Genomic DNA, 23,571 nt, shown 5'->3' on the forward strand with positions numbered 1-23,571 from the left:
CGCGATGAAGGCATCGTCATGGGCCGGTTCAAAGTAGGCCGGCTGATGAAAGAACAAGGGCTGATGAGCAAGCAGCCGGGTAAGCACGCATACAAAAACGTGCAGGTTGAGCGGCCAGACATCCCTAATTTACTGGACAGGCAGTTCAATGTGGAACAGCCTAACCAAGCTTGGTGCGGTGATATCACCTACATCTGGACTGGCTCAGCCTGGCATTATGCAGCCGTCGTGATTGACCTGCATACTCGACGGGTAATCGGCTGGAGTATGTCACATCGACCGGATGCGGAGCTTGCCGCAAGGGCTTTAGATATGGCTTACGAGCTGAGGGGTAAGCCAACAGGCGTGATGTTCCACAGCGACCAGGGCTCGCAGTACGGTGCTCGTAAATTCAGACAAAGGCTGTGGCGCTACAAGATGGTTCAGAGTATGAGTCGCAGAGGTAACTGCTGGGATAATAGCCCAATGGAACGCGTGTTCAGAAGCCTGAAATCCGAATGGATGCCATCAACCGGCTACCATTCGCCAAATGAAGCAAAACGAGATGTGGGATATTACCTGATGAATTATTACAACTGGGAAAGACCGCATCAATTTAACGATGGGCTACCACCGGCAAAAGCGGAAGAATTAGCTAAAATGGTGTCCGGGTTTTATTGACCACTACAAACCTTAACTATCTTTGTTTGTGACTAAAAGCCGAAGTTTACTCTCCATATGCCATATATGGTTTGGCGTAAGTTATTGTATTGTAGGTAAGTATGATGGTTTTTTGTTGTCATATTCTGGCTTGAACCAGATGGAGCCGTTAAAAGTATGATACTTTTCACAAAGCGGTTAAATATAATTCATAATAAAATCAATATGTTGAAAAATTGAAAGTATGATGCTTTTTTGTAATCTTACAGCTGCATAAAAAGGATTATTAAAATTAGTACATCTTGATTTTAGCTCATTTTAATTGTCGCATACTTAGTCGCTTCTTTTATGATAGATTAGTGGGACTCATGGAGAGTTCTTCATTCTATTTTTGACTACGTTTTTTCCTTTCTGATTATCAGGGAGGTGGCTTGCAAAGTGCGCCAACGTCAGCCAAAGCGTAGAAGATAACCGGCGCAAAGGAGAAGTAGATTATGCGTCTAACACGTTTACTGCCAGTGGCGGCTGCCGTTTCCATGGCACTTAGCGCAACAGCGAATGCCAAAGTAACTCTTAGCGAACTGGATAACAGCCCTTTATCAACTGCACTTAAAGCAGCTTCTGTAGAAAAGCAGGAGACGATCTCGTTAAGAGGTAACACCTATACCCTGCTGAAAGCCAAAACCGACCAGCGCGGCCACGTTAGAATGTATTCTGACGGACAAGGCAACACATTCACTGTTCGAATGAAAGATGGTGAATTGAATGCGACGGCGAGCATCGATGGTGTTGAATACGACGTGCAGGGCAATAAACTTTCGCCAACATCAGTGTCAAAATTACAGGATGATGTTCTGAGAGCGGAGCCCCGGCAGCAGCGCATCAAACTCGACACATCACGCCTCGAATCCAGTGTGCGCGAAGCCATTAGGACACAACACGGCGCTCAGGCCACACAGAACGCGATGCAGCAGTCACCCGGTCAGAGCATCGTGATAAGCGATAATATCAATGGTCTAAGAACCGTTACTTTCGAAGCCTTTCCAGATGATAAGTTTGATGCCGTATCAGATCTGGCGTTTAACAGCGCTCAGTTATCTCAAATCCAGAGTCGCGGCGTTACGCTTGAAGAGTACACCCGTGGGGATAACAACCACAGGATCAGCATTGATTACCGGTTAAGCCCTAATTACCTGCTTAAGCTATACGACAATGGGGCAGATAATGCCTACGACGTAGCCGTCGAAGAAGTTATCGAAAGTGTAGATTTGGCAGCATCATACTACGAGCAAAGCAATGTTAATGTTGATTTCGCGGTCAATGATATCTCTGTAGCCACAGACAGCGCCGACCGCTTCAATTCGACTTTCAATGCCACCTATGAAGACAAACCCTTCATTACGGCATTTATCGGTACGAGCGATGACTCCCCTTTTTCTGAAAACTTCATTTGTGGTAACGCGGGGTTGGGTGATTATGCGCCAATGGAAACGCCGTCATTGCGCGGTGCCGTTACTCCGATTAATACCATCAGGGGAACCACAAACATTAAAGATACCTGTATGGCCGGCGTGACAACTGCGCATGAATTTGGCCATATTTTCGGTCTGAATCACGATCGCGATATTGACGGTCAGGGCAATCCCACTACTCGTCCGGACTTTAATTTCAATTTCGGTTTCGAGAATAACGATCCGACGGTGAACAAATATTCCATCATGAGTTACGGGCTCAACTGTGATGACTGTCAGAGAGTAGGCTTCTTCTCGTCACCGGATACTTATGATTATGTGCTGGGTGTCGATCCGTATGCACCAACCGGTGCTGATGCCAGTACATACCTGAAAACTGCTGTACCTGTTCTGGCCGCTGATAATAGCGTTGCTGCAAAGCATACACAGCAGGAAGGCGGTATTTATACTATCCCGGGGGATGGCGGCGACGAGACGATTATTGGAGTTATCCACCGCTGGGAGCCAAGCTCACCCACAGCGCCACAGACGCTGGCCATTTACGAAACATTTGGCGATACGTTTCTGGCTACGGTACCGCTTGAGCCCGGTCAGGATGAAATCCTTATTCAGTATGGGTCCTACGAGATTGCTATCGTAGAGGGCGTGTTGGATGGTGAAGATGTACAACCTGTCGTAACCTACACGAGCCGGGGCAACGACCCTTCAACATTGCTGGGAGTGTATGACACAGTATCTCGCGTCAGTAACGTTAACCCTGAGACACTTCTGACAGCCGGCACCAGCAGCATTGTGGAATATGAAGTCAGTCAGTCACTGCTCGATGAAATCCAGAGCTACCTTGATTATTATGAAGATGTGGTCATGGAAATACTGCCTGACTCTATCTACCAGACATCGGTTGTTGAGAATGATCTCATTACTGATATCGAAATAATCAGCACTATTGACGATGTAATAAGTACTGGGCGATTGGAGCTGCGCGTGACAACGGCAGACTATGGTCAATTCTCACCTAACTTTATTTTCCGCAACTACTACGCCGGTTCAAGGGCGTACCAGCCAATTGCTTTCAAATATGTAAGCAGCGGGTCGGAAATAGTGTTTGGTTATGAAGATGCTGTGTTTAACCTTGATGAAAACTCGTTCTACCATGATGTGAAAATCAGTACGGATACGCCGTTTGTTGAATACATCGTCGATCAGGGTGAGGACGACTATATCGATGTGAAATTCACCGTAGAGAAAGCTGGGGACTTGGTTGATTACTCCCTGTTGCAGTCGTATGTAAAAACGGCAGGAACGGTAGATGCAGCCTATGTTCTGAGTGAGACGGATATCAATGACGACATAATCGAAGTGGTTGTTCGTGTCGATAAGGCAGCAATCGATCAGCAATCTGGTGATGCGCTTACGGTATCACTAGCAAGCAATATCGGTTACCAAACCAGAGGTACCGCAGTATTGAAGCGACGTGAAGCGCCCGTTATCCGTTTCGATGATGATAACGTGCTGGTGGCTGAGTCAGGTACTGAAGTTTCTCTGCCTATTGAGATTTCTAACCTCAATGCAGACCTTGAGTATGTAGTGGAAGTTGCCAATGCTGATGTTGAGCGCGACGAAACCGGTGCCGTTGTTTATGAGCGCACCAGTGACAACCGTATTACGCTCGATGCGTCGGCGATAGTGCCGGCCTCTGGCAGTCTTGATGTCGAAATCACTGCCTATCCGGTTGATGACATGGATGCGAGAAACAATCCACGTAACACCGACACCGTTGTGGTAGAGGTGAACACAGCCCCGGTCATTCTTGGGGAAAATGGTGCATCACAGTCTGAATATGTGATTAACGTGGATGAGACGGGGGAGTATGTCGTCGATATCCTCTCAATCTCTGACTATAACACTGGGCAGAGTCTGACTGTGGAATGGACAGCCGGAAACGGCGCGTTTGACTTCGTTCAGAACGATGATAATTCCATCACTGTTTCGTTGCCAAACTCCGTACAGACCGATTGGGAGAGTGTATCGTACACGGTAACAGCGGATGATGGTTTGGCGCAGAAGTCAGCAACAGTTGTGCTGCAAAACGCCAATTATGAGGCGCCAACGACACCTACGCCCGAGCCTACACCGTCACAGCCGTCAGGCGAAAGCGGCGGTGGTTCGTTTGGCTTTGGTATTGGCCTGCTGGCGTTAGTGGCCGCGTTCCGAAGACGGATGACCAAGTAGCATAGGAGGTGGGCAATAGCCCACCTTTTTTTGGACGGAAAAACGCCGGATCCAGCCAGATTCGTTGCCAAATATAATATCTTTTCGTGCCACATGATTAATGTCCAACGACACTGCAACATCTGGTAGTGTGTGTTGTTTGTCGTCAGATGGGGCCGCGTGATATCAACGGGTCAGTCCACATAGTAGGTAATGCCGGTGAGATCTGCCGGTATCGTCAAATTCCATTTTATGAGTTGCGCCCGGCTAAACAGCAGCATTGAACTGGTTGTGGTTTGTGGCATTGAGGTATCGCCCTTTTTCCCTTCAAACTGCGCGGCAATCTGCCCGGCAAGTTTGCCCTGGTCATAACCAGAGATAACATAGCCACCGACGGCCTTATGACTGCCCACGGCATAGTCCCACAGTGCAAACGGAGGGACGCCGGCATTGTCTGATGTCCAGGCGATAACCGTTTCTTCCGGCACACTGTTGCCATGTTCATCGGTTAACGTCTGATAAAGACCGACAAGTACCGCATCATATTCCCCGGCGTTGTGTATGGCCTGCTGCCAGTCGGCAAATGTGGTTGCCTGCTGCACATCCACAGCAATTCCTGAATAGGTATGATGAGGCTTATTCTCAAAGACGGTCTGGACGATTGCGGACGATGTTGTGCCGTTATCAAACAACACCAGCACACGTTTTACGTCTGCAAAACGGCGTAACAGTAAAATGGCGCGTTTAATCAGTAGCCTTTCCAGTACCCCGCCAAATTCACTGGAGATCCCGATGCCGTAGTCGCGGGGGTTAGCGTTAATGCCAAAATACACAAAGGGAATGTGATGGTCGATGAGTATCGGGCCGACATATTTCAGTGCATTGTCATCGGCCAGCATTACGATGTCAGGTGACTGCTGCTGGCAGGCTTGCCATGCTGCTAAGGCCGCCCCTCCAAACGCATCATGCGGAATACGCTTGGTGTTCATTTCAAAATAGCTGACAGAATGGGCTGGCAGCAACACGTCCTCAAGGCCTGCCCTGTAGCTTTTTACCCAGGGATAGTCGGCATGGTAACTATCAATCACCAGGATATCTTTTGCTGCCAGGTGCGAAGAGAACAATACGGAAAGGAACAGTAAATTACAGCACATATTAACTGAACGTCTGCGTCGTCCTGACTTAAAAGTATTGTTCGTCAAAAAGGCTTTCCTCACCGTGCATCAACCAATTAGCGTCACGCTCTTATCCTAGACCTAATTACGCTTCATCGCACGAACAGTCATCAACTGGGTGGGCCGCTTTACGCGAAAGCGTGTCAGATAATTTTACATGATTTATCCAATGATTAAGTATTTTGTTTTAATTCAATAGGTTATGACTTGGCACGTGTTCTGCTAATGCCTCGGGATCAAGGACATTTAGTCTGTCGTTCTTTTTGAGGTAGTAGTAATGAACAAACTGATTCTGGCCGCCGGCCTGTTAAGCGCGGTAACATTCAATGCGCAGTCTGCGCTAATCACCTATAACGATTTCTCTGATACCAGCAACATTCAGCTCAATGGAACTACCCAGGCTGTCAGCAATGGTTCGCAGGATGTATTAAGACTGACCGAGGGGCTGGGACAGTCAGGTACGGCGTTTATTAAAGATTCTATTTCGCTGCTTAATGATGCGTCATTCAGCGCGTTCTTCAGCTTTCAGATAACCAATAATACGGGTTGGACAGACGGGGCTGACGGTGTGCTGGGTGCAGACGGTATTACCTTTATTCTGCAGACGAACGACAACACAGCGGGTGCGTCAGGTGGTGGTATCGGCTATCAGAATATTCTCAACTCGGTTGCGATTGAATTTGATACCTGGTCAAACGGTGGCGTCGATGACAATAACGGCAACCACGTTGGCGTTAACCTGAACGGCTCAATGGACTCAGTTGCGCAGTACAATTACGCCACACCATTTAACAATGGTGACGTATGGTATTCATGGGTGGACTACGACGGTGCAACGGACACGCTGGAAGTGCGTGTCGCGTCTGACAGTGTCAGACCTGGTTCGGCGCTGCTGTCTTACAACTATGATCTGGCAGGCGTATTCGGTTCGTCGGATGTGTTTGTTGGCTTTGGTTCAGGTACAGGTGCTGCTGGTGGTACGCACGATATTCTGAGTCTGAGCTTTGCGGATGACTTTGAACCCATCACTGAAACCAGTGTTCCAGAGCCTGCGGGCCTGATGCTTATGCTGGCAGGTCTGCTGGGTCTTCGCGTGGCGCGTGCCCGCAAATAAGCCCGTCAGACAATATGTCAAAAAGGGATTGCACGTCGGTGCAATCCCTTTTTTTGTCTCATCAATATTGCACCAGACTACCCGGTTGTAGCCGTTCACCCCCGCGGATGATGACGTAATCGCCGTCGTTAACACCCTCTTCCAGCACCAGATAAGGGCCGTGTGCATAGCGAATAGTCGCCGTCACTTTTTGCGCTTTATTATTGGCGTCAACCACGTAGATAAAGCGGTCGTTCCCTTTAATAATCAGCGCGTCACGGGGTATCGCGACCTCGTTGCCTGACGGTGCTTTGGGCACCAGCACGGTAACCGCATCACCGGCCAGCAGTTCACTGTCACTGGCATCCAGGCGAACTTCTATCATCCGTGAATTCATGTCACCGACCGGCACGACACTGCGAACCGGCAGCGTGAAAGTGCGATCACGGCTGGTGACGTCCAGTTGCATGCCCTCGCGCAGCAACGGCTCATAGCGAAGTGGCACCGGTACGCTGATGTCTTTTTGCTGGCTGTTAACAATGCGTACCAGCGGCTCTCCCGCCCGGATAAACTCACCAATATTGGCAAGACGCTCTGCTATTACGCCGTCGAACGGCGCCCTGGGTGTTGTATCTGCCTTGTTGCGCTCGGCCCGGGCCACATCGGCCTGGGCTGCAAGAATGTTTTGTTCGACCACCTGCTTGGCCGCCAGCTCACGCTGATATTGTGTGGCAGAGGCATTATCCTGTTTTATGAGTGTTTCCAGCCGCGCAACCTCGTTGTTACGAAACGTCAGATCTGCCCGTAACGCCTTTAACTCAGCGCGCTCTCTGGCAAGCTCAAACTCGTAGCGGTCAGGGTTAATCTGGCCCAGCTGCTGGCCTTTTTGCAGCAAGGTGCCAACCAGTACAATGTCTTCCAGTCGCCCGTCCACTTCTGCCGACACCACGGCGTTTTTTAACGCCATGACATTGCCCTTCAACTGGACGGTGGGCGTCATGGCCTGGCGCGTGACCTGCACGACCTCGACCTGGGCCGGGGGCATATCCTGGGCTGCTGCAGTCAGTGGTGTCAGGGCGGTAAACAGTGCCAGATATCGTAGCCGGTTACGCATGAGATGAACGACTCCTGAAGGTAAGCTGCAATAAGCAGGGTAATAAAATCAGTGTGAACACGGTAGAGACACTCATACCACCAACAATCACCGCGGCCATGCCACGATAAATATCACTACCGTCACCCGGAAACAGCAACAGGGGCAGCATGCCAAACAGGCTGGTGAGTGTGCTCATAAAAATCGGACGTAGCCGTATGCTGAGCGACTGTTCAACAGCCTCCTCCACAGGCAGGCCCTGCCGGAGACCATCCCGGGTCTGACTTACCAGCAATATGGCATTGTTGACGACCAGACCCAGCAGGATGATAAACCCAATCATGCCGAGTAAGTCCAGTGGCTGGGGCCTGAACAGATTCAGTAACTGCAGCGCAAGCACACCGCCTACGCCCGCCAGTGGCAGGGCGATACACACCTGGATAGCGGCGGTCAGTGATTTAAACAGGCCGGCCATAATCAGAAGCAGAAGCAAAAAGGCCAGTAAAAAATTCAGGCTTAACGTCGACATGGCGCGTGCCAGATCTTCCGCACTGCCGGCATAATTGATGCGCGCATCAGGCGGCAATTGTGCACGCAATGCCGGCTCGACCTCGGTTTTGAGGGCGGTAATCAGCGCCTCCAGCGACATATCCGGCGGCGGGTTGACTACCAGACTGTAGCCACGCTTGCGGTCCATGCGCACAATCGCACTGGGTGCCAGTACGGTATCGATATGTACCAGTTCTGACAGCGGAACCACCCCGCCCTCAGGCGTTTGTACCGGAACCTGGGCAATTGCATCGGGCGATGCAAAACGGGCAGTTTTCAGATAGATATCCAGTTTCTCCTGACCATCAAAATATTCACCAAGCCAGAGACCCTGTCCCAGACTGGCGATGACCGAGGCAAGCTGATCGCGGCTCCAGCCAACCTCTCTCAGGCGACTGTCATTCGGGCTGAAGCGCAGTTCTGTGGTTTCAGAAAACGGATCAGGCTCGGGATTGGCGGTAGCGCCCGGCAGGGTTTGCATTACCAGCCCCATCCCCATCATGGCGGTATTTTTAACCGCGTCCAAATCGGTACTGGTCAGTTCTATACGCACGCTGTTGCTGTCGCTGAATCCGCCAAACAGGCTGCGACGCATTGAAAAACCAAACATATCCGGTATGCCACTGATGATGTCGTTTTGCAGTGTGGCCTGTAGCACATCGAGATCGGTGCCATCCTCACCGTTAAGCGCCAGCCATCCTCCGGAGCCTCCCGGAAACGACCAAAAGAAGTAATCGCGCACCGCAGGCTGCTTTTCACCGGTCAGGTAGGGTGTCAGACGTGCGGCAATAAGCTGGGCAATTTCTTTGTCTGCGGTTTCAATGTTAGTGCCGGGCGGAAAAAACAGAAAGCTGTCGACGGTGTCGCGCTTTACCGGCGGCAGGTAGTTGCTGGTAGGCCATAACAAGAAGACCAGCGCCAGCGGGATAATGATCAGCGAGCCTATCCAGGCAAGTCGCTTAGTGCGTGTGTTGCTGATACGCATTAACAGCGCGGCAGCACGATGATATTTGCTTTGCTCAGGCTGGTGATGGAGCGACGCGGTGCTGCGCAGCAGATAACGTGCGCCGGTCGGAAGCAGCGTCACCGCAACAACCAGCGAGGCGGTGATGCCAATAGCAATGGTCATTGCCAGATCAGCGAACATTTGTCCCTCAGCATCTTCCAGGAACATGATTGGGATGAAAATCGCGACGGTCGTTGCAGTGGAGGCGACCAGCGCGCCCCAGACCTGTGTGGTGCCCTGATCACTGGCTTCATCGAGCGAGGCGCCCTGTTCGCGCAGGCGGACAATGTTCTCCAGCACAATAATAGCGGCATCCAGTACCATGCCTGACGAAAATGCCAGCCCGGCCAGTGAGATCACATTCAGCGAGCGACCGGTCACATTCAGTACCACAAACGTGGCGAGCAGGGACACGGGAATGGCAATAGCAATAAGCAATGTCGCACGCCACTGTCGCAGAAACAGCCACAGCACGGTCACGGCGAACAGCATGCCAAGTACAAGATTACTGGTTAGCAGCCCCATCGACCGCTTGATATAGCGTCCTGGGTCAAACGAATACTGGGCGTGCATGTTACGACTGGCAAAAACCGTTGCGTTCAGTTCATCCATCTTGCTTTTGATGCCGTCCAGGGCCTTTAACACATTGGCATCATTGGTTTTAGACACTGCCAGACGAAAAGCAGGGTTATTGTTCTGATAGATAAAGCCGCCAGCGCGGCCAGGCGCTATTTCCACCCGGGCGAGGTCACTGAGGCGAATTTCAACGCCATCGCGTTCTTCCAGGATCAGACTGGCAAGTTCTTCTGCGTCGTAGCGCCCCTCAAAGCGCACCGTGTACTGCTTGCGGCCGACATCCACGAAACCGCTGGACAGATCCTGTGAACGCCCGATTTGGGCAGGCACCCGCGAGATATCGATACCAAGCTCAGCGGCACGGTAAATATCAAAAATAATCTGCAGCTGCTCACCATCGCCCCAGCTACCGTCATCAAATTCAATACGGGACACACCGTACAGTGACTGCAGTTCAGGCAGAATGACATCGCGAATAAAGTTACTGTTAGCCTGCTTTTCCTGCGGGCTGATACCCGCCTCATTCTGGATAAAATAGTCAATCAGCGTGTCATTCGCATCGCCCCATTCGCCCATCATAATCTGGGGACGCTGGGCATTCGCCGGCAGCGGACGTAAGCGGTTCAGACGACTGATAACGTCGATCAGGGCGCGCGTCATGTCCGTTTCCAGCGCGAACTCCAGTTGCATAAAACCAAAGTCAGACATACTCCAGGCGACCTGGTCGGTCATCCCGGGAGTGCCTGCCAGCACCTCTTCGATGGGCACGGTCAGTTCGGCTTCAATTTCCGCCGGTGAGGCGCCGGGCCAGTTGCTGATAACCGTAATAACGGGCTTTTCAATATTAGGCAATAGCTGCGCAGGAATTTTCAGCAGCGAAATAACACCAATGGCAATGACCATCAGCGTGACAATGATCACGGCGATCGGGTTTTGCAAACTCTGTTGTGTGAGTTTCAACGCGTTGGTCACATCCTTGTTGGTAATGTAGATACAGTGTAGTGCGAAGTGCGTAACAGACGCACGTGTTTATTCGCGCGGTCAGACCTCGTATGCCGCGTCAGTGAGCGCACGACAGTGGGGCTACACCGTAAACTGCGCGTCCCGCGACGCAATCTCATTTATACTGTGGCGCGTATAATCCTTAAATTCTGTCGCATTCAAATGATAAGGAGCCCCTCATAAAATCACTCACCAGTGCGCAGGTTGCGCTGATCGCCGTTTGTAGCGGATATCTGATTGCCCCCATGGGGCTTGCCTCTGTCAATGTGGCTATTCCTGCGCTGGCTGCGGATCTTACCGCCAGTGCCAGCCAGGTGGGATGGCTGCCAACACTGTACATGCTGGGTAGCGTCGCCTTCATGCTTCCCTGCGGCAAACTTGCCGACATGTTCGGGCGCAAAAAAGTCTATGCCCTGGGTCTGGTGGTTAATGCCCTGGCGGCGCTTTTTTGTGCGCTGGCAGATTCTATCCAGAGTATTCTTCTGTGGCGATTTGTGCAGGGCGTGGCGGGGGCGATGATTTTTGGTACCGGTATTGCCATCGTAACGTCCGTGACACCGTTTAATAAACGAGGGAGTGCGTTAGGCGTGGTAGCGTCCTGTGTGTATATCGGTCTGACCGCCGCACCGGCCATCGGGGGCTATCTTACAGAGGCACTGGGCTGGCGCTCGGTATTCTATTTTCAGTTACCGTTTATCGTGGTGCTGGTGGCGTTTATTGCGCTTAAGCTGAAAGGGGAGTGGCGCGGCGACTCCGACACACGCTTTGACTGGTTTGGTACGGTACTGTTTATGGCCTTTGCCGGCCTGCTGGTGTACGGCCTGGCAAAGCTGCCAAACCTCACTGGCATTGCGTGCAGTCTGGGCTCACTGGCGATGCTGGTGCTGTTTGTGTCGCACCAGCAACAGCATAAGCAGCCGCTCATTCGTGTCCGGCTGTTCAAAGAGAGCCGGGTCTTTAGCCTGTCGCTGTCATCGTCGTTTTTTATGTATGCCAGTAATTTCGCTATTGTTTTCCTGCTTAGTCTTTATTTGCAGTATATCAAAGGGTTATCACCTGCTGATGCCGGTAGTGTGCTGTTAATACAGGCATTGTGTATGGCCATTACTGCGCCGGTTGCAGGCAGGCTGGCGGACCGGTTCCAGTCGCGCATTGTGGCAACCGCAGGCTGTGTGCTGGTTGCCTGTGGGTTTGTTTTGCTGAATATGATTGATGCCAGTTCGGCGACCTCGCACGTCGGTATTTCACTGGCCGTTGTGGGGGTGGGATTTGGTCTTTTTTCCACGCCAAACAATAATGCCATCATGAGCGCGGTGGATCACAGCGAAATGGGAGTCGCCTCAGCCAGCATGAACCTCGCGCGCACCATTGGTAATCTGGTCGGAATGAGTCTGGTCAATTTCTTACTGCATGCCAATCTGGGCGATGTGGCACTGAGTCACTCCCCGCGTGGCCCGCTGATGGACACCATTTCCGCCGCGCTTCAGCTGTCCCTTGGTCTGGTGATGCTGGGTATTGTCATGTCGCTGTTACGTGGCAGGCAGGCGCCCGCGCCGGCTACTGACGGCGAAACGCCTTAGCGAAACGCGGCACCGATGCTGTCATACAAGTGCTGGTGGTAATGGTGCAGCTGGTCACGTGAAATAGTCGCAAACAGCGTACTTGCTTCATTGGCTTTGCCCTGCGCAAGCCAGACCTCACACAGTCGCAACTGCATGTAGTAGGTGTCCCGCAAGACAGTGTCAGGGCTGTATCTTTCCTGATGTGCAATGGCCTCTTGCAGGGCTGTTGCAGCCTCATCAAATCGTCCGTCTGCCTGATACGCCCGGCCAAGATTAAGGAAAGCCGTGGACGCTCCCATCAGGTTGCCTTCGTCACGGTTAGCAACCACAGCCTGCTGATACCAGGACTGCGCGGTCTCCCATTTTTTAAGATGGTACGCGTTGTGACCGGCGGCGGTCAGTAAATCTGACTTGGCGTACGCTTTGCCTATATTGGTAAAGCGGCGCATGGCGTCATCAATGAGTTGCTGCGCGCGGTCAAAGTTCTGAAGATATTGTTGAAGCACAATGACTTCGGCATAGCGACGTGGGGTGAGTGCATCATCCGGCATAGACATCATCAGGTGCGCGGCTTTTTCGGCGTAAGCTTCGCCCTCTTCGCGCCGCCCGGCATTGAGCAGCTGCTTGGCATAAATAGTACTGGCCGTGGCGGCAAAAACAGGTGGGCTGCGCTGTAGTGACGCATAATCCTGCATCTGGTCCATCGGGATACTCATACGGTCGGTTTCCCACAGGGCATGCATCAGCAGGTAGGTTGTGCGAAACCAGGCGACCGAGTGGGGTGTCTGAATGGCCTGCAGTTCCCTGGCTATCTGCTGACAGGTGACAGCGCGGGCGATACAGGACTCAACTGAGGATAAAACCGGATGCGATGGCGATGCGGCGGCGATCTGCTGGGCATGGCCAGTGCAACAAAACAGTACGCAACAAAAGGCGATGACGCGTAACATTTTCTGACCACTCCTCACATGCTCGCACTTTACCGGCGACTTAACGCCCCAGAGTATGCCCTGCACCGTTGGTTAAGTCATTACAAAGATTGGTGCAGGCAGGCATGGAGGTGCTTTGCCCAAAAATCGGGGGCGTGACGAACTGCGTTATCGCCCACAGAAACTTCACAGACGCAGTGTGTATCACTGCCACTGCGGGGTAACGGCAATACCATAACGCCGGTTTGCTGTGCATAGTCGTTTAACCGTGTGACCAGTCTATTGGCATCCATGGGGAGCCTGACATGGAACATCGCCGCTTCTGGCTGCTCGGGGATCAGTGTCAGTGGCAGCGGACGAATGGCATCACACAGGACGCGGGTATAGTGGACAAACTCCGGCATCATCGGCAGGTAATGTGCAAGACCGCGACGTGCGGCCAGCACTTCGGCATACTGCGTAATGGGGTTGCCCCCTGCCCGTCTGGCCCATACTCTGGCCTCATCGATCAGCGCCTTGTCCGCCAGCAGGGCAGCACCGAAAATGCCGCCTAAGTCTTTGTAGAAACTAATGTAAATACTGTCAAATACGCCGGCGATCTGTGCCAGTGTGCGCTCGTATCCGCGTGCCGTTTGCCACAGGCGTGCGCCATCCAGGTGCAGATGGACGCCGTGCGTATCGCACCACTGGCGTATCGCCAGCAGGTCGTCCCATGACGGCATGGCCCCACCAATTTCCCGCATCGGCGTTTCAACAATCAGTGCGCACAGCGAGGCAGGATCAAGCGCATCAAGATCGCGTGCCTTCAGCACCTGCTCAGGCTTTCCCGTTTCGACACTTTTTAGCCCCCACAGGTGTTCTACCGCCATATGTTCATGCAGCAACAAATGTGATGTCGGGTGCAGTGCCACGCCCTGTCGGCCGGTGCGCAGACTGGCACACTTAACTGCAACACATTGTGCGAGCGTGCCGGTGGGTAAGAAGAGACAGTCAGGCTTGGACAGCAGCGTACACAGCTCAGCCTCAAAGGCTTCCAGCATACCGCCACGGCCGTAGGTATCCCGTCTGTCATCGTCACGAACCGTGTCGGCGAGTACGCTAAGTTCGTCTTTAACGCTAAGTGGCTGATGTCTGTGGATCACCGCCGTTGCCTGGTCGAGCAGGCTGGCGTAGCGGGCTTGTAGCGAGGGTGAGATCAGGCTCATGGTTTACTTCATATGGACTTTACCGCCAATCATTTTATACGCCGGTGTGCCACGTATGAGGGTTTCCCGTGCAAACGCCTGACCACAGCCGGGACAGTGACAGGCTGTGGTGGTGAAGTCTTCGACAATACGCTCGATAAAACATTTCACCAGCGCCCCTTTACCGCCTTTGCGGTATTTAAACAGCGGGGCTTTACATTGCAGACAGGAAATTTGTACGGTGCGTACCGGCCCTTTTTTGTTTGGCTTTGCCATAACTCCCTTAACATCGTGTGTTTGTGTGATGGTAAAGGTTTTAACATTGTCTTGCTATTGCATTGAGGTAACACTAATCCTGGAGCGTCCCAACACAGTAGTAACAATGTCTGCTTATTGGGTGATGTTTTATGAAGTTAGTGTGTATTTTGATGATTGTTGGCGTATTAGTCGGTTGTGCTTCTGCAGACTGGCGCACTGCCAGCCGTGAACCGGCGGGCATTGCTCTGGATCCGAAGGTGGTATCAGATGCCGTTATAGAGGTGTATGCTGCTGACGCATTTTCCTGGCGAGGCTGGTTTGCTGTGCATACCTGGCTGGCGCTTAAACCACAGCATGCCTCTGAGTACACTGTCTATGAAGTCGTCGGATGGCGCGTAGATCGCGGTTTGCCAGCACTGCGGGAATACCGCACTGCCACCCCCGACCGCTTCTGGTATGGCGCCCGACCCGAGAAAGTACTGTCGGTGACCGGTGATAAAGCACAGGCGCTTATCCCAAAAGTGACTGACGCCATTGCCCGCTATCCCTGGGCCAATGAATACACAGTTTTTCCCGGCCCCAACAGCAATACTTTCCCGGCCTGGGTAGGCAAGCAAGTCCCGGAGCTGGGACTTGTGTTGCCATTCAGTGCGATAGGCAGTGGCTACGCCGACTAACCGGTTACAGCTGGTTGAGCGGCACCTTAATGTACCTGACGTCATTGTCCTCGGCAGGTGGCAGTTCACCGGCACGCACATTCAACTGAATTGACGGCAGTATCAGGCGCGGCATGCTTAATGTGGCGTCGCGACGCTCGCGGCGTTCAACAAATGCGGCTTTGTCGGTGCCGTCCTTAACATGGATATTCTCCTTGCGCTGACGGGCGACGGTAACCGCATACGCATGCTCGCGGTCTGCTGGTGGATAGTCATGACAGACGTAGATGGTGGTCTCGTCGGGCAACGCAAGGATCCGTTGGATAGAGTCATACAGTGTTGCAGCGTCCCCACCGGGAAAGTCACAGCGTGCAGTGCCGACGTCAGGCATAAACAGTGTATCACCCACAAACACCGCATTATCGTTAAGTACATACGCAATGTCGGCGGGTGTGTGCCCGGGCACGTGCATAACGCGAAAAGATAACTTGCCGACGGTTAACACATCACCCTCATCAAACAGGCGATCAAACTGGGCGCCGTTAGGCAGGAATTCTTTTTCCACATTAAACAGTGCTTTGAACGTTTTTTGCACCTGGGTAATGTGCCTGCCAATACCTATACGGGCGTTAAACCGTTGTTTAAAAAACGGTGCGGCCGAGATGTGATCGGCGTGGGCATGGGTTTCCAGAACCCATTCAACATCAAGCTGATGTGCATCAATGTACTCAGCGACTTTCTCAGCGCTGTCTGTGGTGGTTCGGCCTGAGCTGTAGTCAAAGTCCAGGACAGGGTCAATAACCACGGCCTTGGCCGTTGACGGATCGCTCACCACATAGGTAAACGTTTCGCTGTCGTTATCTAAAAAGGCTTCAATATCATAACGTGTCGTCATGGTGTTGCTCCTATCTGGTTGTCAGGATGGCGGCACCTTGCGGTGCCGCCGGTGTCACACCCGGAGAGTAAGCCAGGTTATAACGCCCGTTTGCTGAAGTACCAGTCTACGTAGTTGTAGCCCTGATCCTTGCGGCTTTCAGCATCTTCTGTGGTGTGCGGTGGTGGAACAATTACCTCATCACCCTTCTTCCAGTTTTCCGGTGTGGCACAGCTGTTGGCATCACTGGTTTGCAGCGCCTCGACGAGACGGACAAATTCATCCACACTGCGGCCATTGCTCATGGGATAGTACACCATTGCCCGCAGGATCCCTTCCGGGTCGATAATAAACGTGGCACGTACCGCCGATGTATCGCTGGCGCCTGGCTGTACCATGCCATAGGCGTGGGCGACTTCCATCGACAAATCCGCAATGATCGGGAACGGAATGGTCACACCGAAGTTTTCTTTAATGTTTCTTACCCAGGCAATGTGCGCATGAATGCTGTCGATGGACAGACCCAGCAGTTCGGTATTCAGTTCAGCGAACTTGTCGGCGGCATTGGCAAAGGCCATAAATTCAGTGGTACACACTGGCGTGAAGTCAGCCGGATGTGAAAACAGCACCAGCCATTTTCCTTTGTAATCAGCCAGCGTTTTCTGACCATGCGTGGTTTTCGCATTGAAGTCAGGCGCAGGTTTATTTAGTTGTGGAAATGTTACTTGTGTTTGGGTTTCAGTATTTATATATCACCTAGTTATATCATTATGCCTTAAATGCATAACAAGTATTGCCGTTTAAGAACAGTAATTCCAATCTGTTTTGTTAATTGAAGTGATTGGCAATCCCGTTCACGCAAAATCAGGTGATCAGGCCACTGGTCCGATGTGAATAATATGTTAAAGTGAACAAGGTATCGTGCTATCTAATAAGGTCAGTTATGTCGTCGCCGCTTTCAAATGGTGAAACCCATACGGTATTTAACCAGCCAGCGCCGCTGGAAAATTATAATGTCTATCAGTCTGATCAGGTTCTGCAGTACTGGGTAAGCCGTTTTGGCGGGACATCGGCATCGCCCCGGCTGACCACCTTTGGCGAACGTTGTGGCACAGATTTGCTGGAAGCCGGATTTCTGGCCAATAAACACCTGCCGGAACACCAGTCCCATGACCGGTTTGGCCACCGGATTGACCAGATTAATTTTCATCCGGCATATCACATGCTCATGCAGCATGCGATTGAAAATGGCCATTGCAGTCTGCCGTGGACGTCTGAGTCCAGAAGTGCGCATGTTGACCGCGCCGCTATGGCATTTATGCATACCCATGCGGATCCTGGATCAGGTTGTCCGCTCACCATGACCTTTGCGTCGGTACCTGCCATCGCGTCGCAGCCGGATGTTGCCGAAAAATGGTTGCCTAAAATCATGAGCAATATTTATGACAGCCGCAACATTCCCTGGTTTGAAAAGACCGGCGTGACCATCGGCATGGCAATGACGGAAAAGCAGGGTGGCAGCGATGTGCGGGCCAATACAACCGTGGCGACCCCGGTTCACGAACCCGGCCCCGGGCAGTTGTATAGCCTGACTGGCCATAAGTGGTTTTGCAGCGCGCCGATGTGTGACGGGTTTCTTGTGCTGGCGAATATTGGCGAAGCGCTGTCGTGTTTTTTAGTGCCACGCTGGCGCGAAGATGGCTCAAAAAACCCGATACACATTCAGCGGCTCAAAAATAAGCTGGGCAACAAGTCGAATGCCAGCTCCGAAATAGAATTTCGCGGCGCGCATGGCTGGCTGCTGGGTGAGGCAGGGAGAGGCATTGCAACCATCATTCAGATGGTCGCGCTTACCCGCTATGACTGTATGCTGGGCTCGTCTGCGCTAATGGCTCAGGCAGCAAAGGAGGCAATATGGCACACGGCGGGACGCAGTGCGTTTGGTAAAAATTTGCACGAGCAGCCTTTGATGCAGAATGTGCTGGCCGACCTTGCACTGGAAGCAGAGGCGGCGACAGCCATTAGTTTCCGTTTGTCTTATGCGCTGGCACACAGCGAAGATGCACACGAGCGCGCGCTGATGCGCAGTGCGACGGCGATAGGCAAATACTGGATTTGTAAACGGGCAATACAACACACTTATGAGGCGATGGAGTGTGTCGGCGGCGTAGGATACGTGGAAGAAAACGTGACTTGCCGTCTTTATCGCGAAGCGCCGGTCAATGCTATTTGGGAAGGGTCTGGCAACGTTCAGTGTCTTGACTTACTGCGTGTTCTGGCACGTGAACCCGATACGCTGGAGGCACTGCTTGCAGAACTGGAAAAAGCGCGCGGGCATTATGCTAGGTTTGATAGCGCGCTGGATGACCTGCGGTCGGCATTTTCACAACCCGAACGCCTGGAAGTGCGCGCCCGGGCTGTAATGGAACAACTGGCGGTGTGCTGGCAGGCGGCTACCCTCATTACGTACGGCGAGCCTCTGGTTGCCGCTGCGTTTGTTAACGGGCGGCTGGGCCAGAATCACTACCATCAGTATGGCAACTTGCCGGATGATACCGACTTTCTGGCTATCATCCGGCGTGCAATGCCGCAAACCCGGCCAGGTCATAGCCCGCACGCTGCGACAGTTTGAGCACCTCATCAGGCCCAAGTGATTTTGAGGCTGACATCGCCCACAGGGTGATCGACCGCGTACCCGTGCGACAATAGGCCAGTGTCGGGCCTGGCAGCGTCTGAACAGACTGTACGAAAGTATCTGCATCGTCCAGCGTCACTTTACCGCTGGTTACGGGCTGATACACACAGGTCATACCGAGTTTTTCGGCTTCCTGCTGTATTTCGGTAAATGTCGGCTGATCGTTGCCCTCGCCGTCGGGACGATTACAGACAATCGACTTAAAGCCCATCGCGTGAACAGCGTGGACGTCCTGCGGCAATATCTGGGGAGCAACGCTCAGCTGTGGTGTGACGTTTCTGATGTCCATAAGACTCTCCTCATTAAAGCGCATTAACCGGTATTTTGACGTACTGCATCCCATTGCCTGCAGTGGCGCCAAACTGACCGTTTCTCAGATTCGCCTGGATAGCAGACAACAGCAGCTTGGGTACAGCCAGCGTAGCATCGCGCGCCTCTCGTTTTGTGACGTAGTCTTCCAGCGAGGTCGACGGCGTAATCTGAATGTTATTGTGTTTTGCTTCACCAATGGTAATGACCGAAAGTGGCGCATTGCCTTCTTTAGGATAGTCGTGTCCCAGGTGAACGCAGGTGTCATCTGGCAACGTGAAGAAACGCTGAATGGTTTTATACAATTGTTCTGCGCTTCCGCCGGGGAAGTCGCAGCGTGCGGTGCCCAGATGCGGCGCAAACATGGTGTCGCCGACAAAAATGTGACCGTCGATCAGATAACTGACGCAGGCGGGCGTATGGCCCGGCGTATGCCATACGCTGACGGACAGATTGCCGATGGTAAAGGTATCACCTTCGTCAAACAGGGCGTCGAACTGGGTGCCGTCGGTACAGGTATCGCCGGCAGAATCAAACACCGGCACCCACATATCCAGTACCTTGGTGATCCCTTTGCCAATACCTATTTTTCCGCCAATCTTTTCCTGAAGATAATGCGCAGCCGTGATGTGATCGGCGTGCACATGGGTTTCCAGGATCCAGGCATTGGTCAGGTTATTCGACGTGATGTACTCAATAACTTTATCCGCCTGCGTGGTTGCGGTTTTTCCGGAATACTGGTCGTAATCAAGTACGGAATCGATCACGGCACAGGTGCGGGTGTCCTCGTCCACAATGATGTAGGTGAACGTTGAAGTCTGGTCGTCATAGAGTGTTTCAATTTTCATTGTGAACTCCGCTAAATTAATTCTTTAGAAATAATGAAAACTGCGATCACCAGGGTGAACACAGCAAAAAACTTTTGCAGGGCGGTGTCGTTGAGTTTGCCGGCGACACGCGTCGAGGCCGCCATTCCGATAAAGGTGGCTACCAGCATCAGGGGCAGTAAAGGCAGTTGCAATTCAATACCAGCCTGCAGATCACCGATAAAGCCGAGGAGTGACTTCAGTGCGATGATGAATAACGAGGCACCAACCGCGTTTTTCATTGGCATACCAAGGATGAGAACCAGTGCGGGAATGATCAGAAAGCCACCGCCGGCACCGAGGATCCCGGTCACCACGCCAACAACCGCACCTTCCAGCGCGATCAGTGAAACCCGGGCCCCGGCCGCGGGGGCGGCGTCATTCGCTTTGGGCACAACCGGTGCCTTTTTGTAGGCTTTGCGCAGCATCATGACAGCGGATGCCAGCATCAGCAGGGCAAATAACACCATGATGGCGGCATTTTTGGTGATATGTACCGGATCAGTAAGCAGGGTGTCCGGAATCGCCGGCATAAGATAAGCACGGGTAAGGTAGACTGCAATGATGGACGGGATAGCAAACAACACCGATGCTCTGATATCCACAAGCCCTTGGCGAAAGTAGCGCACCGCACCAAACGCCGCCGTCGCGCCAACAATGAGCAGCGAGTAACCGGTCGCAATGTCCGGACTCACGCCCATGAGGTAAACAAGAATTGGAACGGTCAAAATGGAACCGCCGCCGCCGATTACCCCGAGTACGACGCCCATTAAGACTGCTGCGAGATAGCCAAGTATGATCATGCTGACTGTCCGTTAAAAATTTGGTTATAAGATATATTATTAGGTTATATGTGTATATTAGGAAAACCCGATTTGAGCAATCTGTTTTCTTAACTTCTTGAAATTTATAATTAAAAACATTTAACAATGTGTTGACTAAGAACAGGCATGGTCTGTTGCGTTCTGACTCATTGTGTGAAGAGGTGAAGTTGGCGGGCGGCATTGATCATGCGGGTTAGCTGACATACTCTTACCAGAAAGCAGGCCATTCAGCGCTGGGTTCACAACAGGGGGCAATCCGGATGCAGCTTGCCGGTTGAGCAATGACCATAAACGTCATCCGCAGACCCTGCTGCGGATGTCGGGAAAGCGTGGATGAAAGAAACGTTACAGGTAGGATCCCCAACTTCTGAACTCAGAAGACTCAGAGTTGCACTGTTAATTGGCGGTGTAATGATGACGCTGTTTGTTTTTGCCGACCTTTCGCTTATACCGCAAGCGTTGCATGACACATACCTGGTAAATCGTTTGCTTGTGCAGTTACCGCTCGTGTTACTGGGGTTTTCGTGTACCTTTCTGGCTGTATTCAGTCAGATCAGAGACCGGCTCTTTGCGCTGCTGATGGTGGCGATTACCTTTAGCAACTATGCTTTTATCTACGCTGCCTGGACCGCGCAGCAGTTCGCATTTCCTTATGAAGGCACCATCCTGTACGCGTTTTACTGTATTTTTGCGCTGGGGATCCCGTTTCGGCTTGCGACGCTGGCGTCTGCCATCAATGTGCTGGGTTTTGTGGTCCTGCTGTCGTTCTGTCCTGTGTATGCCGAGCGCGACATGCTGGCCGCCGGTTTTGTGGCGGGCTCGCTGTTTATTGCCTCATACGCGCGCTACCGTCTGGATTCAATGATGATGCTGTTAAAGGCTACCAACGCCAGACTGACGGTACTGAGTACCCATGATGAACTGACCGGGCTGCTTAATCGGCGGGCGCTGATGGATGACGCCCGTTATCTGCTGTCAGTTTGTCAGCGTGAAAATTTATGGGTTGCGGTCATCATGGCCGACATGGATGAGTTCAAAAAATACAACGACGCGTTTGGTCATCAGCAGGGCGACCGGGCAATTCAACTGCAGGCAACCATCCTTAAGCAGGTGTTTCAGCGTTCTGCTGATGTTATAGGACGTTATGGCGGTGAAGAATTTCTGGTTGTGGTCAGCGGACTGGACGAACTGGAAGTGAGTGCGCGGTGCGAAGCGATTTTGTCTGCCTGGGATGACGTTGCACTGGCGCATGCACAAGGTGCCAGCGCATCCATCATGCGATGTTCTGTTGGGGCTGCGGTTGCCAAAGGCGCCAAACACCAAAGCCTTGAGTCACTGATCAGTGTGGCTGATAAAAACCTGTACAACGCCAAAGAGGGCGGGCGCGGTATTTACCGGCTGTCCACCGTTAACTAAGGGTCATGGCCGGCAGTAAAATGCAGCCGGGTATGACCCAGCGGATGCTCGGGCGGATGTCATCCCGCTCTGAATACTGGTACGCTAGCGCTTTACCTGTTTTGACTCATTGCTATGCGTACCATACTTTTTATTTTGTGCTGCCTGTGGGGCGTCTCTGGCTGCCAGTCGACATCGACGGCGGTGTTCGGGCCAAAACTATTTGCAGATGCGACGCGGGTCACGCTGCTGGCGGTTGCGTATGAGCCTGAGCTGGCCGGCGTGCTCTCACGCATTGAGGCCGATCCTGCAGCGACCATTAGTAAGACGGTGACTTTTCGTGGTATTACCTACCGAATTGGTCAGTACCATGATATGCCGATAGTGGTGTTTGCAACCGGGATCAGTATTCCGAATGCGGCAATGAGCATGCAGATGGCGCTGGACTACTTTCCTGTCAGGCAGGTGATTTTTATGGGCGTCGCCGGTGCTATCAACCCACGCTGGCATCCCGGGGACGTTGTGATACCAGCGCGCTGGTACTATCACGACGAAAGCATTTACGCGCAGCCCTCTGATGAGGGGCAGACCGGTTATCGGCTGCCGGCACATTACCAGCGTTTTGTGAATGCCCTGCCAGAACGTCAGCGTACCGACTCACACCTGCCAGATTATCAGCCGTTCGGCATGATTCACCCGTACGAAATGTCAGTGTCGTTTGACGATGACAACGGAGCGGTTCCGGTTTCCTATTTTGAAGCCAGCGACCGGCTTCTTGCTGCCGCCAGGCGCGCAGTCTCTGCGTTACCGCCACAAGCGGTCACCAGCGACCGTAATGCCACCGTCCATATTGGAGGAAATGGGGTGAGCGGTTCGGTGTTTGTCGATAACCGAGACTACCGAAAGTGGATTGAGAAGGTGTATCATGCGGACATCGCTGAAATGGAATCTGCGGCGGTTGCTCAGGTATGTGCCGTCAATACTACACCGTGGATCATTGTTCGGGCGGTCAGCGATCTGGCGGGTGGACAGGAAGGGGTTAACACCGAGGACACCTTTGCCGTGAATGCTGCACACATTGGCGCTAACGTTGCGTTTGCGTTATTGAATGAGCTTGCCGGTCAGCCGTAACGGGTGACACGATATTGTTGAAAACGGTTCTACAAAAAAGGAGGTCAGCGACCTCCTTTTTAATGCTGTTGG

The 23,571-nt window shown here is 52.4% G+C and carries 19 protein-coding genes; 8 read left to right on the forward strand and 11 right to left on the reverse strand.

Translation table 11 applies throughout. The features are described from left to right. Together AB1N33_RS13915 and AB1N33_RS13920 are read left to right on the forward strand one after the other, a co-directional pair. Positions 1-660, forward strand: a 660-nt coding sequence (locus tag AB1N33_RS13915) for an IS3 family transposase (protein WP_411272168.1), incomplete at its 5' end; no start/stop codon positions are given. A 473-nt stretch (positions 661-1,133) separates the two neighbouring features. Then, complete coding sequence (locus AB1N33_RS13920; protein ID WP_411272169.1) at positions 1,134-4,343, forward strand: M12 family metallo-peptidase; 3,210 nt, start codon at positions 1,134-1,136, stop codon at positions 4,341-4,343. A gap of 173 nt (positions 4,344-4,516) precedes the next feature. Here AB1N33_RS13920 and AB1N33_RS13925 read toward each other — a convergent pair whose 3' ends face one another. Next, positions 4,517-5,410, reverse strand: coding sequence for an ABC transporter substrate-binding protein (locus tag AB1N33_RS13925; protein ID WP_411272170.1), 894 nt, complete (start codon positions 5,408-5,410; stop codon positions 4,517-4,519). A 364-nt stretch (positions 5,411-5,774) separates the two neighbouring features. Here AB1N33_RS13925 and AB1N33_RS13930 point away from each other — a divergent pair, with 364 nt between their 5' ends. Beyond that, positions 5,775-6,611 carry a lectin-like domain-containing protein gene (locus tag AB1N33_RS13930; RefSeq protein WP_411272171.1) on the forward strand — a complete coding sequence of 279 codons (837 nt, stop codon included), beginning with the start codon at positions 5,775-5,777 and terminating at the stop codon, positions 6,609-6,611. Between the two features lie 61 nt (positions 6,612-6,672). Here the strand turns inward: AB1N33_RS13930 and AB1N33_RS13935 are convergent, their stop codons facing one another. Continuing rightward, positions 6,673-7,704, reverse strand: coding sequence for an efflux RND transporter periplasmic adaptor subunit (locus tag AB1N33_RS13935; protein WP_411272172.1), 1,032 nt, complete (start codon positions 7,702-7,704; stop codon positions 6,673-6,675). Then, positions 7,697-10,774, reverse strand: coding sequence for an efflux RND transporter permease subunit (locus tag AB1N33_RS13940; protein WP_411272173.1), 3,078 nt, complete (start codon positions 10,772-10,774; stop codon positions 7,697-7,699). The genes AB1N33_RS13935 and AB1N33_RS13940 overlap by 8 nt, the downstream gene beginning before the upstream one ends. 251 nt (positions 10,775-11,025) lie before the next feature. On the opposite strand from AB1N33_RS13940, the gene AB1N33_RS13945 reads away from it, so the two are divergent. Continuing rightward, positions 11,026-12,396: an MFS transporter gene (locus tag AB1N33_RS13945; RefSeq protein WP_411272223.1), complete on the forward strand. Its 1,371-nt coding sequence runs from the start codon at positions 11,026-11,028 to the stop codon at positions 12,394-12,396. Here the strand turns inward: AB1N33_RS13945 and AB1N33_RS13950 are convergent. The 3 genes from AB1N33_RS13950 to AB1N33_RS13960 form a co-directional block, all read right to left on the reverse strand. Then, positions 12,393-13,328 carry a tetratricopeptide repeat protein gene (locus AB1N33_RS13950; protein WP_411272174.1) on the reverse strand — a complete coding sequence of 312 codons (936 nt, stop codon included), beginning with the start codon at positions 13,326-13,328 and terminating at the stop codon, positions 12,393-12,395. The genes AB1N33_RS13945 and AB1N33_RS13950 overlap by 4 nt on opposite strands. 80 nt (positions 13,329-13,408) lie before the next feature. Beyond that, complete coding sequence (locus tag AB1N33_RS13955; RefSeq protein WP_411272175.1) at positions 13,409-14,512, reverse strand: threonine aldolase family protein; 1,104 nt, start codon at positions 14,510-14,512, stop codon at positions 13,409-13,411. A 3-nt stretch (positions 14,513-14,515) separates the two neighbouring features. Beyond that, a complete protein-coding gene (locus AB1N33_RS13960; protein ID WP_411272176.1) occupies positions 14,516-14,767 on the reverse strand; it encodes a hypothetical protein in 252 nt (83 codons plus the stop codon). Between the two features lie 131 nt (positions 14,768-14,898). On the opposite strand from AB1N33_RS13960, the gene AB1N33_RS13965 reads away from it, so the two are divergent. Then, positions 14,899-15,426, forward strand: a complete 528-nt coding sequence (locus tag AB1N33_RS13965; protein WP_411272177.1) for a DUF3750 domain-containing protein — start codon at positions 14,899-14,901, stop codon at positions 15,424-15,426. A 4-nt stretch (positions 15,427-15,430) separates the two neighbouring features. On the opposite strand, the gene AB1N33_RS13970 is transcribed toward AB1N33_RS13965, so the two are convergent. Together AB1N33_RS13970 and AB1N33_RS13975 are read right to left on the reverse strand one after the other, a co-directional pair. Next, positions 15,431-16,300 (reverse strand): MBL fold metallo-hydrolase, encoded by an 870-nt coding sequence (locus AB1N33_RS13970; RefSeq protein ID WP_411272178.1) that lies wholly within the window; start codon positions 16,298-16,300, stop codon positions 15,431-15,433. Between the two features lie 77 nt (positions 16,301-16,377). Further along, positions 16,378-17,028: a peroxiredoxin gene (locus AB1N33_RS13975; protein ID WP_411272224.1), complete on the reverse strand. Its 651-nt coding sequence runs from the start codon at positions 17,026-17,028 to the stop codon at positions 16,378-16,380. A 194-nt stretch (positions 17,029-17,222) separates the two neighbouring features. Between AB1N33_RS13975 and AB1N33_RS13980 the strand changes: the two genes are divergently transcribed. Next, on the forward strand, positions 17,223-18,911 hold the full coding sequence (locus AB1N33_RS13980) for an acyl-CoA dehydrogenase family protein (RefSeq protein ID WP_411272179.1): 1,689 nt from the start codon (positions 17,223-17,225) through the stop codon (positions 18,909-18,911). Here AB1N33_RS13980 and AB1N33_RS13985 read toward each other — a convergent pair. From AB1N33_RS13985 to AB1N33_RS13995, 3 genes are read right to left on the reverse strand one after another with little or no spacing between them, the layout of a single operon-like run. Continuing rightward, positions 18,850-19,263: a protein tyrosine phosphatase family protein gene (locus AB1N33_RS13985; RefSeq protein ID WP_411272180.1), complete on the reverse strand. Its 414-nt coding sequence runs from the start codon at positions 19,261-19,263 to the stop codon at positions 18,850-18,852. The genes AB1N33_RS13980 and AB1N33_RS13985 overlap by 62 nt on opposite strands. Before the next feature lie 13 nt (positions 19,264-19,276). Further along, a complete protein-coding gene (locus AB1N33_RS13990; protein ID WP_411272181.1) occupies positions 19,277-20,131 on the reverse strand; it encodes an MBL fold metallo-hydrolase in 855 nt (284 codons plus the stop codon). Positions 20,132-20,142: 11 nt separating this feature from the next. Continuing rightward, positions 20,143-20,952, reverse strand: coding sequence for a sulfite exporter TauE/SafE family protein (locus tag AB1N33_RS13995; RefSeq protein WP_411272182.1), 810 nt, complete (start codon positions 20,950-20,952; stop codon positions 20,143-20,145). Positions 20,953-21,306: 354 nt separating this feature from the next. On the opposite strand from AB1N33_RS13995, the gene AB1N33_RS14000 reads away from it, so the two are divergent. Further along, the gene (locus AB1N33_RS14000; RefSeq protein WP_411272183.1) at positions 21,307-22,389 is read left to right on the forward strand and encodes a GGDEF domain-containing protein; all 1,083 of its coding nucleotides are present in this window, start codon (positions 21,307-21,309) and stop codon (positions 22,387-22,389) included. A gap of 114 nt (positions 22,390-22,503) precedes the next feature. Beyond that, positions 22,504-23,499 carry a 5'-methylthioadenosine/S-adenosylhomocysteine nucleosidase gene (locus tag AB1N33_RS14005; protein ID WP_411272184.1) on the forward strand — a complete coding sequence of 332 codons (996 nt, stop codon included), beginning with the start codon at positions 22,504-22,506 and terminating at the stop codon, positions 23,497-23,499. Positions 23,500-23,571: the final 72 nt, after the last annotated feature.

The sequence above is a fragment of the Alteromonas nitratireducens genome, from assembly GCF_040812025.1.
GTDB classification, from domain to species: domain Bacteria; phylum Pseudomonadota; class Gammaproteobacteria; order Enterobacterales; family Alteromonadaceae; genus Alteromonas; species Alteromonas nitratireducens.

Bases quoted from the DNA above. Each gene is read 5' to 3' on its own strand.
- AB1N33_RS13990 (WP_411272181.1), bottom strand. From the start codon at position 20,131: ATGAAAATTGAAACACTCTATGACGACCAGACTTCAACGTTCACCTAC.
- AB1N33_RS13955 (WP_411272175.1), bottom strand. From the start codon at position 14,512: ATGAGCCTGATCTCACCCTCGCTACAAGCCCGCTACGCCAGCCTGCTC.
- AB1N33_RS13970 (WP_411272178.1), bottom strand. From the start codon at position 16,300: ATGACGACACGTTATGATATTGAAGCCTTTTTAGATAACGACAGCGAA.
- AB1N33_RS13935 (WP_411272172.1), bottom strand. From the start codon at position 7,704: ATGCGTAACCGGCTACGATATCTGGCACTGTTTACCGCCCTGACACCA.
- AB1N33_RS13995 (WP_411272182.1), bottom strand. From the start codon at position 20,952: ATGATCATACTTGGCTATCTCGCAGCAGTCTTAATGGGCGTCGTACTC.
- AB1N33_RS13965 (WP_411272177.1), top strand. From the start codon at position 14,899: ATGAAGTTAGTGTGTATTTTGATGATTGTTGGCGTATTAGTCGGTTGT.
- AB1N33_RS13930 (WP_411272171.1), top strand. From the start codon at position 5,775: ATGAACAAACTGATTCTGGCCGCCGGCCTGTTAAGCGCGGTAACATTC.
- AB1N33_RS13985 (WP_411272180.1), bottom strand. From the start codon at position 19,263: ATGGACATCAGAAACGTCACACCACAGCTGAGCGTTGCTCCCCAGATA.
- AB1N33_RS14005 (WP_411272184.1), top strand. From the start codon at position 22,504: ATGCGTACCATACTTTTTATTTTGTGCTGCCTGTGGGGCGTCTCTGGC.
- AB1N33_RS13950 (WP_411272174.1), bottom strand. From the start codon at position 13,328: ATGTTACGCGTCATCGCCTTTTGTTGCGTACTGTTTTGTTGCACTGGC.
- AB1N33_RS13960 (WP_411272176.1), bottom strand. From the start codon at position 14,767: ATGGCAAAGCCAAACAAAAAAGGGCCGGTACGCACCGTACAAATTTCC.
- AB1N33_RS13980 (WP_411272179.1), top strand. From the start codon at position 17,223: ATGTCGTCGCCGCTTTCAAATGGTGAAACCCATACGGTATTTAACCAG.
- AB1N33_RS13920 (WP_411272169.1), top strand. From the start codon at position 1,134: ATGCGTCTAACACGTTTACTGCCAGTGGCGGCTGCCGTTTCCATGGCA.
- AB1N33_RS14000 (WP_411272183.1), top strand. From the start codon at position 21,307: ATGAAAGAAACGTTACAGGTAGGATCCCCAACTTCTGAACTCAGAAGA.